The sequence below is a fragment of the Mycobacterium sp. 852014-50255_SCH5639931 genome, from assembly GCF_001665605.1.
GTDB lineage: Bacteria > Actinomycetota > Actinomycetes > Mycobacteriales > Mycobacteriaceae > Mycobacterium > Mycobacterium paraffinicum.
On record NZ_LZSV01000029.1, the window covers coordinates 165,645 to 178,171 of the forward strand.

The window sequence follows — 12,527 nt, forward strand, 5'->3', positions numbered from 1 at the left end:
CAGTCGATCCTCCTACACGGTGGCCGACTTGGGACTCGAAGGTTGCAGTCCTGCCGCCTCTTTCAGCTCTCCATAGGCCCGTCGGGTGCACCGGGCGAGGCGCGGTAGGTCATCGAGTGCCGCGGCGTTGGCGACGAAACCGAAGTCCATGCTGTCGTGGTAGGACGCGAAGGTGGCGTTGAGTCCGATCGAGGCCGCGAGGGCGGAAACCGGGTAGATGCCGAGGAGGCGCGCACCGTTGAGGTATTTGATCTCCGCTGCGCCCGCCACGTTGGAGATCACGAGGTTGCACGCCGGGTGCACGACGCGGTCCAGGTGCGTGGATGAACCCAGGCCGGCGAGCGCCACGAGCCCGGCCGCATAGGTGAGTGCCGCCTCGCTGGACATGCGGCTGAGCTCCTTCTTGCACGCGGCGACCGAGTCCACCACCTGATGGATCCGTTCCGTCATGCTCGCTCCGGGCTCTCCGAGTCGCGGAAACACCGCCGACACTCGCGTGCCGATCGTCGTGTCCCGGCCGCCGCGCAGCGACACCGGACACATCGCAATGAAAGGGTGCGCGAAGGCTTGGCCCGTCTCGCGTAGGTAGGCGTGTAGTCCGGCGTCGATGACCGTGACAGCCACGTCGTTCAGGGTGGCCCCGAGGCGCCGCCCGACCTCATGCATTTCTTCGAGCGGCAAGGAAAGCGTCGCGAAGCTTCGCCCGATCTGCAGCGGGGCGTTGGTCGGGGCGTGTTGCGCCCCGAACGGCAGACTGCCCTCCAGATGCGATTGGACGATAGTCGCGAAGAGCTTGCGCAGCGCGCCGACCGAAATCTGGCTGAGCGCCTCGACCTGCGTGAGGGTCGCGCGAATCGAGTCGGCGATCCGCGACGTGAGGGGTGTCGGAGGGTGCGGCGCGGGTTCCGGCGCGCCCTGCGCGAAGGCGGGTGTCGGGACGGTGCGCTCCCCGGTCGTGCTCAGCCCGGCGTACAGAAGCTTGAGGCCGGATTCGCCGTCGATGATCGAGTGATGGGTCTTCGTGTAGATCGCAAACATACCGTCCGGCACCCCGTCGATCACCCAGCACCGAAACAGCGGCCGGTTACGGTCGAGTTGTGGCTCGTGCAGATCCGCCACGAGCCGCAGCAGATCGTCGTAGGAGGAGCGAGCGGGGAGGGCCAGGTGTCCGACGTGGTAGTTGGGGTCCCAGTGCGTCACCTCTCGGAAATGGGGCGCCCCCCGACCGAGCAGCTCCGGAACGTAGTTGAAGGGCGGGGCCGGCGTGCACGCCCGATACGCCTTTACGATCTCGCGCACTATGGGCGCGCGGCCGGCCGGCTTCTTGAACAACAGCATGGCGCCGACATGCGTCGTACCGGCCGACGACTCGATCAACAGCCATGAAAGATCCAGGGGTGGAATGGGTTTGGTCATGCCGTACCTCCAATCCGAAGTCCGACCCTGCCTGGGCGCGCATGACTCGAATCGATACGGCGATGGTCTCTCCGCCGACCACGGCCGGCGAGGGCATTAGGACCCCGTTTACGGCAGTCGTTGGTCCTTCAGCTGAGCGCCCCGCACCGCTCAGCTCACGGCGCGAAGGGCTTCGAACGTGTCAGCCAGAGTCTCTTGGGGATCCCGGTAGGTAATGCCGAGTTCGCGCTCGCTGGGCGAATCGTCGGCCGCCGGCATCTGCGTGTAGTACTGCATCCCGGCCCACGTGAAGGGCGTATCGAAGGGTACGAACCGGCTGGCGCGATCCATTACCGCGCCAGCGACGCGCAGGGCGGTGTCGGGAATCGGAACCGAGACCATCGCCGACCCGGACACCTCGCCGAGCATCTTTGCCAACTCCGCCGCCGGAACGCGATGGCCGCCCGCCATGTACCGGCGCGGGCCGCGGCCGGGCTCCAGCAGCGCCACATGCAACGCGGCCAAATCGCGCACGTCGACGATCAACCAGGCCCCGCTCCGCCCCGGGATCACATGCATCTGCAGGGCGGCCTTGACGCCTTCGCCGGCCTCCCCGAACTGGTCACCCACCGGCGGACCGATGACCATGCCCGGGTAGGTGATGTTCACCGGCGCGCCCGCATCCTGCAGACCGCGGGCATAAATCTCGACCTGCGCCTTGGAAGTCCCGTAGCCGTCCGCCCCGCCGACGACCGGCAGGTCCGCCGACAGCTCTTCCAGGCCGGCATGAAAGAGCGCGCTGAAACTGGACACGTGGACGATCGGGTCCAAGCCCAGCTCGACCGACTGGCCGAGGACATTCTGGGCGCCCTGCATGTTGGTGGTAAGCATTTCCGTCGTCTGGCGCGGGTCGGTGGCGACCAGGGCGGCGCTGTGCACGACGGCTTCGCAGCCGTCCAGCGCCTCGCGCACCGCGATCCGATCGGTGATGTCGGCGACGGCGAAGTCGGACACGTCGACGCCCAGCTTGGCCACCGTAGTCTCCAGCTTGCCGGGGTTGCGCACCAGAAATCGGATCGAGTGCCCCGCGTCTGCGATGGCTTTGGCCGTCCAGCCGCCGACGAATCCCGTACCGCCTGTGATCAGAACGCGCATGCTGCGATCTTTGCAGGGCCTTCCGGGCTACAGGTGACTGGAGGCGAAGTTGGCCGCCTGGCCCGTCATGCCGTTCACGCCGTAGGAGACGTGCGCGGCGAAGTCGCCGCCGTTGCCGCTGCCGCACACCGGGTCGCCCTGGGCGCACAGCTCGATGGTCTTCGGCTGATACAGCGGGCCGATGGCCAGCGGGGGCGCGTGATACTTCTGCAGGAAGTCGCCCGACGGCGTTCCGAACAGGGTGACCGCGGCGACATGGTTGGCAACGTCGGGCGGCATGGGCGGGGGCACGGCCGACGCGGGCACGCCCGGCGGCACGGCCGCCGAGGTGACATAACCGGCCAGGGCCGCGCCCTGCGAATACCCGCCGAGCACCTCGCGGGTGTTAGGGCAGTTCTTGGCCGTGGCCTCTACGTGCGAACTGGCATCACGGATGCCGTCGACCACCGTCTGCGGGAAGCTGGGATCCGAAAAATCCGTGCTGGCAGGGTAATTCACCGCGTACACGCCGAGCGAGCGCGAGCCGATCTGCGAGCGCAGCGCGTCCACGAACGACCCGCCGATACCACCGATGCCGGGCGGCTCGCCCGACCCGCGGGCGAACACCACCTCGACATCGGGACACGGTTCCGCGGACGCCGACGGGCTGGGCGCGCTGGATACCAGGGCGCCGGCTACCAGCGCCGCCAGTCCAACGAGCGCCGGCAGCCGGCGCAGCGCGGAAAGCCCGCTCACTTCTTGAACGCGTCTTTCACCTTCTCGCCCGCGTCCTTGAGGCTGGACTTCGCCTGGTCGGCCCGGCCCTCGTCCCTGGTGTCGTGGTCCCCGGTCGCCTTGCCGACGGCCTCTTTGGCCCGCCCGCCCAGGTCTTCGATCTTGTTCTTCAGCTTGTCCTCGTTACTCATGCCGCTGTGGCTACCCAGCAATGGGAGATGTTGAAACCCCGTCCTGCCATCATGGAGGGTGTGAGCGCCGCAATCGTGGTCGCAATAGTGGTGGGGCTGATGCTGCTGGGCATCGGCATGGTGGTCAACCAGTTGCTTCGGCTGCGCAGGTATCTGAACGACTCGCCGACCGGTCCACCGCCCGCCCCGGAGCCCCCGGAGCCGCCCGGCTAGCCGAATCGCCCGAATTCGCTGGGGGCGGCTGATAGCTTCGACCTCGTGGTAGCGGGGCGGCGCGGCACCGTGAAACCGCCGGCCCTTCTGGTCGCCGGCGATGGCCTGCCACGCGGTGTCTCCGGTGCGGCCGACCCCCATTTCGGCAACGTCGTCAAGCTGTTCGCGCAGCTGTTTCCCGGGCGCCGGTTCGGTGGCGGAGCGTTGAGCGTCTACATCGACGGCGTGCCCGTCGTCGACGTCTGGACGGGCTGGTCGGATCGGGCCGGCACCCAGCTCTGGACGGCCGACACCGGCGCGATGGTGTTCTCGGCGACCAAGGGTGTCGCGTCGACGGTGATCCATCGGCTGGCCGACCGCGGCCTGCTGTCCTATGACGAGCCCGTCGCCGAATACTGGCCCGAGTTCGCGGCGAACGGCAAGGCGGAAATCACGGTCCGCGACGTCTTGCGGCACCGCTCCGGGTTGTCGCACCTGCGCGGCGTCACCAAGGCGCAGTTGATGGACCACGTCCTGATGGAGGAACGTCTCGCCGCCGCGCCGGTCGACCACTTGCGCGGCGTGCAGGCCTATCACGCCCTTACCTACGGATGGCTGTTATCCGGGCTGGCCAGGGCGGTGACGGGCAAGGGCATGCGGGACCTGATCCGCCAGGAGGTCGCGCGTCCCCTCAACACCGACGGCTTGCACCTCGGCCGCCCTCCGGGAGGCTCGCCGACCAAGCCCGCGGAAATCCTGATACCGCAGGGCAGGCTGCGCGCCCCGGTGTTCAACTTCATCGCACCCAAGATGGCCGGCCTGCCGTTCTCCGGCGCGCTGGGCGCGATGTACTTTCCCGGCGTCGTCTCTCTGATCAAGGGGGAGACACCCTTCCTCGACGGGGAGGTCCCCGCTGCCAACGGTGTGGTGACCGGCCGCGGGCTGGCGAAGATGTATGCCGTGCTGGCCAACGACGGCCGCATCGACGGCAAGAAGTACCTGTCCGAGGAGCTGGCGCGCGGCCTGGCCGGGCAGGCGCGGCGCAAGTGGCCCGACGCGAACATGGTGGTGCCCATGCCATTTCACCTCGGCTACCACGAATCGCCGGTGCCCGGTTTGCTGCGCGGTTTCGGCCACGTCGGTCTCGGTGGCACGCTCGGCTGGGCCGACCCCGAAGCCGGCAGCTCGTTCGGCTTCGTCCACAACCGGTTGCTGACGCCCTTGCTGTTCGACATGGGATCCTTTGCGGGCCTGGCCCGTCCGTTGCGCAACGCCATCTTGGCGGCCCGCGACCAGGGCCCGCTGCGGGTACCGCAGCTCGGCGCCACCTACGCCAAGCCCGCGCGGCGCAAGGCGGTCCTATAGCCGGGCGGCGACCAAGGTTGCGGCCTGCGCCGTCATCCCGGACTGCACATACGAGGCGTGCGCGAAGAGTTTGATGGTGGAGCCGTCGGAGCATGCCGGGTCACCGGCGGCGCACCTGTCGATGGTCTTCGCGGCGTACGGCGGACGGATCGGGGGAAACGCGGTGCCCGACAGATGATTCGCGAGTGCGCTCGTCGGATTGCCGAAGACGGCGACCGCCGCGACATGATCAGCGGCCTGGGGCGGCATGGCCGGCGTGGCCAAATCGATCACACCCGCACCCTGCGAAAATCCCCCGAGCACCATTCGGGTGTTGGGGCAGCGTCCGATCATGTCCTGCACGTGAGCAACCAGGTCATCAGCACTGTTCTGGGCGCTCGCCGCAAAAGCCTCAGTCGCGGGGTAGTTCACCGGGTAGACACCCCACCTCGACGGCGGGACACGGATCAGCATGCGCGCCAGGGCTGTTGAGCGCGCCGCCCGATCCCACCGAGGTCACCGCGATCGCAACACCGACGACGATGCGCTTCGCAATCACCGCCCCATGCTGACATAGGCGTTCCCACGCGGCAGCGTCAGCGGAAGATCGGTGTAGGTGACGATGCCCGGCGCGGCCGCGACGACGGCCGGGATCGCGTTGATCGCTGGCATCGCGGTCATGATGTGGCCGAGGTCCATGAACTCCTCGATCGTCGTCGCCTCGAAGTACGGCGGCGGCAGAAAGCCGACCTTGGTGGTCACCGTCGGCTGCCCGTCGATCTGGATGACCCAGCCGTCCTGTTCGATCTTCCAGTCGGGTTCGAGCGTCTGTCCCTTGCGCCACCGCACGTTCAGGTCGATCAGGGTGGTGTCACCGACTATGCCCTGCCAGCTGATGTAGACGCCCGCCACGCATCCTGCGGGGATGGTCCAGGACGCCATTTCGAGATCGGCGGTCGTCTGGGCGAACTCGGCCACGCACTTCACCTCGTCGAGCTCGACGCCGAGCGCGTCGCCCACCAGCCGGACGGCCTCGCCGAAGATGGCCGTTCCCTTCGCCGCCATCGCCGGCAGCTCGGGGTGGTCGATCGGCTGGCCGAAGCCCACCGGCTTCTCGGTCTCCGGTGAGTCGTAGAACGTGGTGTCGGCGGCCTCGTTCACCGTGACCTTGTCGATCCGATTGCACACCATCGCCGACACGATGGCCAGCAGCTCGGCGAAACCCGGACTCACCCCGGACCCGAAAATGGTGGCGCCGCCCTTCTCGCAGGCCTCCACTATCTTCTCGCGGCCGTTCCCGAGGTTTCCCCCGGTGATGAACGACGCCGTGGTCACCACGTTGACGCCCGCGGACAGGATGCGGACCAGCTCGTCGACGTCGATCCACATCGGGTTGTAGACCACGCAGTCCGGCTTCAGCGCGAGCAGCGCGTCGACGTCGTTGGTGGCCGGCACGCCCAGCGGGGGGATCCCGACAAGTTCGCCGGCGTCGCGGCCGACCTTCTCCGCCGACCAGGCGTAGCAGCCCACCAGTTCGTAGGTGGGGTTGGCGACGATCGACTTCAGCGAGCTCTTGCCGACATTGCCGGTGTTCCACTGAACCACTCGATAGTTGTTTGGCACTCGCTCAGCATAGGGAATCGGGACCGGCGTTAGTAGGCGGATTCGGCCGCCAGAATTTCGGCGAGAAACGCGTCGCGGGCCGGCCGGTCCAGCCGCGCCCGCGCCCACCGCCGCACGCGTTCCCGGGTTTCGGGGGACTCCGTCGTCTCGACCCCGACGAGCACCGAGGTCGCCGACCAATCGTGGTCCCACGCCGCCGATTCCGTGAGCGGACGTTGCTCGCGGTCGACCAGGGGGAGGGTCGCTCGGCCGTCGGCGTCCAAGGCTCCGGTGCCGGAAACGGCGCCGGAGCGCAATCGCACCTGCACGCCGGTGGGCGCGTCCGGGCCGATGACGGCCGCCCGCACCAGTGCCGCGACGGCCGTTCCGGCTGCCTCGATCGTCCAGTCGACGGTGTTCTCGCCCGCGTCGAAGATGCCGGGCGGCACCCCGCTCCAGCTGACGGACGCGGTGCCGCGGGCGATCGGAGCCACGGCGCGCGGGCCGGCGCCAGCCCCGGCGGCCAGGGCGTAGTCGTCGCGGCGGCCGCTCGGCACGCTCAAGGGCATGCTCGAATCGTCAAGGGCAGCAAAGAGTTCGGGCCACCCGGGGCCGTCCACCCCCATTTCGTCGGCCAGGCCGGCGCCCGCCCGCACCAGATCGAGTGCGCGCGGATCACCGTCGGCTAGGTGCGCGGCCAGGGCGTCGGCATGCGGCGCCAGCAATCCCGCCACGTCGGAATCCAGGGTGTCGTCGGCGAAGAAGCCCTGCGCGCCGGCGGTCAGCAACGCGACCTCGAGGTCCAGCAGCGCGCGGTCGAGCCCGGCGATGCCGTCGCGCCGGCTGGCGGGCCACCAGCGCCGCAGCCAATGGCCCACGGCCAGCCTGCGGAGCGTGGCGACCGAGCCCGGCAGGATGTCCACGCCGGCGAGGTCGATGCCGTGCGGGTCGTACACCGACCCCACCGCCGAAGCCAGGGCGACGTGTCCGGATTCGCCGAGGATCCGCCAAAGCCAGTCGGCGCGGCCGAAATCGGTGAACGTGATGTGGGTTGCCGCAGCGTCCGGCTCGCCGGGCTGGTCCAAAGTCCACGACAGCACCGCGCCGCTGACCTCCAGCACCGCGGCCAGCGGCGTCGCCTCGCTGACGGGTCCGGTGCTCCACAGGCCGGAATCGGCAACCAATCTCATCCGGCCACCTGCAATTCCAGCATCGCCTTGATCCGCTGCCGGTGGTCCAGGCTCACTGAGCGCGCGACGCCTTCGAGCAGCGATCGCACGTCATCGACGTCGACGCAGGGGTCCTGCCACACGTCGCGCCCGTGCAGCCGCGCCCAGAGCCGGCTCAGGTAGGGCTGCGCGTAGGCGGCGAGGTCGTCGACCACCTGCCGTTGGCGTGGATGGATGGGGCCGCCCTCAGCGAGGTAACGCCTGGCGTGCAGCACGTAGGCCTCCTTGCGCAACCGCGCCTGAATCTGCGCCGCCAGGGCGTAGCGGCTGGCGACGGACGGGTCCAGCGGGGCCAGCTCCACCGCCACCTCGATCCCCGCGACGAGCGTGGCCTGCTTGTCCTCGGCCATCAGCCCCCAGGGCGCGCAGGCCCGGTCGACCTCCTCCTCGCAGAGCAGGGGGATATCGGGCAGCGCGTCGCGGTCCAGGGCGCGGCGCAGCGTCGCGCGCACCCGGTCCACCACGCTGCGGTCCAGCGGCCGGTCGCTGTCGGGGTCACCCGCGACTTGCGGGGGGCGTTGCGGGGCAACGGAACTCAGGCCGAGTTCGACGATCGACCACGGCAGTTCCGCCGCCTCGACGCGGGCCAGGGCCCCGAGGTTGTACGGGGTGGCGTCGGCGATCATTGCCGACCAGACGCGCTGCCGCGCCGTCGCGGTGCGGTGGCTGTTGGCCGGCCCCAGCACGGTGGTGAGCTCGGCCAGGAAGGGGGCGGTGACGGTGTTACCGGCCCGCACGTCGCGCCAGCTGCGGTCGAGCTGGTCGGCCAGCTTCGCGATGGTTTCGGCATCGGCCACGTATTGGTGCAGCACCTCGATCGCGGTGCGGTCGCGGCCCTGGTGGACGTCGCCCAGCACCGCCGCGGCCGTCTCGCGATCCTGCGGTGCCGGTGGGCCTTTCGTCACCGCGAGCTCGAAACACACCGGGAAGTACAGTTCCTGGGCGTTTCCCGTGCGGATGCGCTGCCGGCGGCGCTCCATTTTTAGAACCTCGAACCAAGCTGCGGCCGAGCGTAATTCGGCGCCACTGCCGACGATCAGGTCACGCATCGCCGCGGCCGTCTCGGGGGTGACGACCGGAGCCGAATATTGCGGGTTCGACCGCAGCCGGAGCACCAGGGGGTCGATGATGCGTTTGACGGTGCGGCTCAACGGGCCGCCGTCGTCGCTGCTGAGCACCTCCACACCCGGGCCGATCGCCCGCCATGCCGCGTCGATCACCGACCGGCGTGGGTGGCCGACCGCGACGGCCAGCTGCGAATCCGCGCTCATCTGCACAGAATAGGGGCATCGCGCGAAACGCGGCAGCCGAAAACTTGGGTTCGGTAGCCGGCCGGTGGCTTCACCCTGGTGGCATGAACAAGCTGTTGGTGCTGGTTGACCGGCTCAGGTGCGCCCGGCGTCGCGGCGGCGGGGACCGCGCCGTCGGGGTCGGCACCGTGCGCACCGTCGAACGTCAGGTTTTCATCGAGGTGGTCGCCGTCTCCGGGGAGACCTTCATCGGCAAGCTGGCGCGCTGCGGCGACGATCTCGACGTGTCGATGTTGCGGCCCGGCCTTGTCGTTCTGGTGGCGTTCGATCCCGCTGCGCGCGAGGAACTTTCGCTGCCCGACGACGTGCTGGCAGTGCACGCGGCCTTCGTCGCGTCGCTGTGAGCGCTACCGTGCGCCGTCCACCGCGAAGGTGACTACCGCACTCCAATACAGCGGGTTCGCCGTGGCCTCGCCATCGCGCCAGCGCCGCATCTGTTCGCGCTGCCAACGGTTCACCGCGCACCCGGCTTCTCCTTCCGCGCCATGCGCGTGATCCACGGCGGCCACGACGTCGGCCATCGGATCGGCGGTGGCCGTGGTGAACTGGCGGTACGCCGCGGTGGTGGGCAGCGACCACAGGGTGGCGGTCACCAATTGCGCGCCGCCCAGGATCATCGCCGCCACCAGCCCGGTGGCCTCGTCGAATTGGTAGTCCCCGCCCGATCCGCACGCGAGCAGGGCCACCCGCGGCGGCATCGGCAGTTGCAGGGCCATCAGGTCCGACGCGGTCAGCGGGCGGTGATCACCGATGGCGTCGGCGTCGCCGGGGACGTCGGCGGTATCGGCCAGGTGCAGCGCGGCCCGATCGGCTTGGCCGTCCGCCGAACTCGCATGGCCCACATAGAGCAGCCTGCTCGGCGTCTGAGCCAGCAGCTTGGCCAGCCACGTGCGATCGGCGTCTTGGCGGCGGAACAGTTCGACCGCGGCTGCCGGGGATTCAATGGCCGGCAGCACCGGCCGGTGTTCCAGCACGCCGGTGAAGTGCCGCGCCAACGGTGTGTCCGGCGCGGGCCTGCCCAGTACCGACCCCAGCGCGGAGTCCGGGCGCTGCCCCGGCACCCTGGGGTCGAGGACCAGCAGCGGCGGACCGTCCTTCCTGGCGTCCCATCCGGCCGGCGCGCGCGGTGAGTGCACGATGTTCGGCGGGACCGCCATCAGGACGTCGACCAGTTCCATCAGCCGGTAGCCGTCGGTGTGTTTCGCGATATCGGCGAGCTGCCAGGGGATGCGGGCCGCGGCCCGGCCGCTGGCGGTGATGGCCTCCTGGCGGGCGCGCACCAATTCTTCCTTGCTGGGGCCCGATTTCGGCACCGCCAGCAGCCCCCATGGGACCCGGGCAAGCCGGGCGCTGGGCGAGACGAACAGGGCGGCGCGCGGCGTGGCCATGCACTCGGCGAGCAGCTGCCAGCCGGCGGAGCCGATCAGCAGCACCCCGAGGATGTAGGCGAGCGTCAGCTCGCTCTCCGCCGTCGCGAACGGCCCGGTGGTCAGCGCGCGCTCGATGGCGTCCGTCGGGCTCTCGGAGCCGTGTGGCTCGGGCAGGGCGTTCGCCAGTTCTTCCAGCGCGGCCAGCAACAGTGGCTCTTCGATGACCCAGTTGACGGTGCGTGACGGCTGGCCGACGACCCGCAGGCTGGCGTAGGTGGCGATCCCGACGTCGGCGTACCGCAGGATCAGGGTGGCCCGGTCGGTGTCGCTCACGGCCAGGTCGACCAGGCGGGCTCGGTCGCGGTGACGTCACGGCCGTAGCGCTGGAATGCCAGCGCCCGATAGTGGCTCAGGATCGGCTCGGTGTCCGGCTGCATCCGCAACGGCGGCAACGGTCCGAGCCGGGTCAGCGATGCCCCGCCGGTGGCCGTGGACGCCCATTCGCCGGTTTGTGGCCGCTGCAAGCCGGTGCCGAAAGTCCCTCGGGCGCTGTGGTATTCGACCAGGTGACTGATCAGTTCGGTGTTCTCCCATTCCCAGGCGACGGCGAAGGCGCCGGCCAGGACGGGGGCCGAAATGCTGGCGGCCCAGCGTGATCTCGCGTCCGCATCGGCGATGGAGTACCGCACCGAGTCGACCGCCAGGGCGGCGGGGACCTTGAGCTCCGCGGCCTGCTGCAGCTTGGTCATGCCGCGCCAGTATTCATCGGTGCCGATCTCGCCGTGGAGGATGCCGAGTCCCTCCGCCTGTCGGGCCTCGGTCTCCTGCAGCGTCTCGTCGGGATCGCCCGAGCTGTCGAAGCCGAGGTCCGCCAACGCGTCCGCGCGCCACACCGTGCCGAGATGATTGTCGAGTAGCGCGTACTGTAGCCAGCTGCTGCGCGGCGACGAGTCGAGCAATTCGCGGGCCTCGGCGATCAGCTCGACCGCTTCGGCGAAACGGCTCCAGAAGATCGCTATCCAGCTGCGCTGCAACAAGATACGGTGCAGATGAAGCGGCCTTCCCAATTCGCGCCAGTGCCGCTCTGCGTGCTCCCAGCATTCGTCGGCGGCTTCCAGGGCACCGGCCCCCAGCCGGGTGAGCCCCATATACAGCCAGCAGCGGGCAACGTCGTGGGCCCGGGCGTGGCGGGCGATGACGGGATAGGCCTCCGACACCAGTTGCTCGGTGCCCGCGTGGTCGTTGGCCGCCCAGCACGCCGCCGCCCGCTCCAATCGTGCTTGCGCCGTGGCCAGTTCCCAGCCGTTGGCCTGTGCCCGGGCTTCCGCGCGTCGCAGCCAGGGGTCTGCTTCCGGCAGTCGGCCCGTTTGGACGCAGAACCTGCCGTACCCGATGCCTGCGACGACCCGGAGGTGGTCGGCGACATCGCCGGTCCCACCGTAGTCTGCCATGGCACCAATAACGTTCTCCCACAACGGGACCGACCGGGCATGCAGGTCGTCGTCGCACAATGCGGTTGCGCACCACACCAGCGCATGGATGCGCAGGCGGGTGTGTTCGTCGGCCAGGGCGGGAACGTCCGCGTCGTCATTTAGCACCGCCAGCGCCGCCGCCGCGCCCTCATGATCGCCGATCGCCGCGGCCAGGCCGGTTTGCAGAAACTGGGCCCGGCGCGAGTACCGGCGGATCATGTGTGTGGTCCCGGCATCGGCGGGCATGCTCGCGTAGATCGCCACGCAGTCTTCAATGCGTCGGATGCATTCGCGCACGCCGTCATTCGCGCCGCGCTCAAGGTAGATTTCGCCGAGCTGCGCGAGGACTTCCAGCATCAGATCGTCCCGGTCTTCCCGCTGGATGCGCGGTATCAAGGACAGCAGCAGATCGCGCGCCCCCGCTTCGTCGGCCGCGTACGCCAGGCGGCGCGCGTTGTCCAACTCGTCGGGGATCGACACGGCTGCATCATAAGTCCGCCGGCGCTGCCCGGGCTGGGAAAGCGGCGAGCGGCGGACGCTGATCCAGCCACGT

General features: G+C 69.3%; 13 protein-coding genes. 3 read left to right on the plus strand and 10 right to left on the minus strand.

What is annotated here, in order from left to right; translation table 11 throughout:
• Positions 1 to 12: 12 nt before the first annotated feature.
• From A5758_RS17285 to A5758_RS17300, 4 genes are all read right to left on the minus strand, one after another.
• Complete coding sequence (locus A5758_RS17285) at positions 13 to 1,416, minus strand: wax ester/triacylglycerol synthase family O-acyltransferase (RefSeq protein WP_067742358.1); 1,404 nt, start codon at positions 1,414 to 1,416, stop codon at positions 13 to 15.
• A 150-nt stretch (positions 1,417 to 1,566) separates the two neighbouring features.
• Positions 1,567 to 2,550, minus strand: a complete 984-nt coding sequence (locus A5758_RS17290) for an NAD-dependent epimerase/dehydratase family protein (RefSeq protein ID WP_067742360.1) — start codon at positions 2,548 to 2,550, stop codon at positions 1,567 to 1,569.
• A 27-nt stretch (positions 2,551 to 2,577) separates the two neighbouring features.
• The gene (locus A5758_RS17295; RefSeq protein ID WP_369816453.1) at positions 2,578 to 3,285 is read right to left on the minus strand and encodes a cutinase family protein; all 708 of its coding nucleotides are present in this window, start codon (positions 3,283 to 3,285) and stop codon (positions 2,578 to 2,580) included.
• Complete coding sequence (locus A5758_RS17300) at positions 3,282 to 3,455, minus strand: CsbD family protein (protein WP_066954818.1); 174 nt, start codon at positions 3,453 to 3,455, stop codon at positions 3,282 to 3,284. Before A5758_RS17300 ends, A5758_RS17295 begins: the two co-directional genes overlap by 4 nt.
• A 60-nt stretch (positions 3,456 to 3,515) precedes the next feature.
• Between A5758_RS17300 and A5758_RS25840 the strand changes: the two genes are divergently transcribed.
• Both A5758_RS25840 and A5758_RS17305 read left to right on the plus strand, forming a co-directional pair.
• A complete protein-coding gene (locus A5758_RS25840) occupies positions 3,516 to 3,668 on the plus strand; it encodes a hypothetical protein (RefSeq protein WP_197503972.1) in 153 nt (50 codons plus the stop codon).
• A 69-nt stretch (positions 3,669 to 3,737) separates the two neighbouring features.
• Complete coding sequence (locus A5758_RS17305) at positions 3,738 to 5,012, plus strand: serine hydrolase domain-containing protein (RefSeq protein WP_067742363.1); 1,275 nt, start codon at positions 3,738 to 3,740, stop codon at positions 5,010 to 5,012.
• On the opposite strand, the gene A5758_RS17310 is transcribed toward A5758_RS17305, so the two are convergent.
• From A5758_RS17310 to A5758_RS17325, 4 genes are all read right to left on the minus strand, one after another.
• Positions 5,007 to 5,465 (minus strand): cutinase family protein, encoded by a 459-nt coding sequence (locus A5758_RS17310; protein ID WP_304441259.1) that lies wholly within the window; start codon positions 5,463 to 5,465, stop codon positions 5,007 to 5,009. The genes A5758_RS17305 and A5758_RS17310 overlap by 6 nt on opposite strands.
• 81 nt (positions 5,466 to 5,546) lie before the next feature.
• A complete protein-coding gene (locus A5758_RS17315; protein ID WP_067742366.1) occupies positions 5,547 to 6,614 on the minus strand; it encodes a dihydrodipicolinate reductase in 1,068 nt (355 codons plus the stop codon).
• A 29-nt stretch (positions 6,615 to 6,643) separates the two neighbouring features.
• The gene (locus A5758_RS17320) at positions 6,644 to 7,783 is read right to left on the minus strand and encodes a hypothetical protein (RefSeq protein ID WP_067742370.1); all 1,140 of its coding nucleotides are present in this window, start codon (positions 7,781 to 7,783) and stop codon (positions 6,644 to 6,646) included.
• Positions 7,780 to 9,093, minus strand: coding sequence for a hypothetical protein (locus A5758_RS17325; RefSeq protein ID WP_067742430.1), 1,314 nt, complete (start codon positions 9,091 to 9,093; stop codon positions 7,780 to 7,782). Before A5758_RS17325 ends, A5758_RS17320 begins: the two co-directional genes overlap by 4 nt.
• 44 nt (positions 9,094 to 9,137) lie before the next feature.
• On the opposite strand from A5758_RS17325, the gene A5758_RS17330 reads away from it, so the two are divergent.
• Positions 9,138 to 9,476, plus strand: a complete 339-nt coding sequence (locus A5758_RS17330; RefSeq protein WP_067742373.1) for a hypothetical protein — start codon at positions 9,138 to 9,140, stop codon at positions 9,474 to 9,476.
• A gap of 3 nt (positions 9,477 to 9,479) precedes the next feature.
• On the opposite strand, the gene A5758_RS17335 is transcribed toward A5758_RS17330, so the two are convergent.
• Complete coding sequence (locus A5758_RS17335; RefSeq protein WP_067742375.1) at positions 9,480 to 10,835, minus strand: CHAT domain-containing protein; 1,356 nt, start codon at positions 10,833 to 10,835, stop codon at positions 9,480 to 9,482.
• Complete coding sequence (locus A5758_RS17340) at positions 10,832 to 12,454, minus strand: hypothetical protein (protein WP_067742378.1); 1,623 nt, start codon at positions 12,452 to 12,454, stop codon at positions 10,832 to 10,834. Before A5758_RS17340 ends, A5758_RS17335 begins: the two co-directional genes overlap by 4 nt.
• Positions 12,455 to 12,527 lie beyond the last annotated feature (73 nt).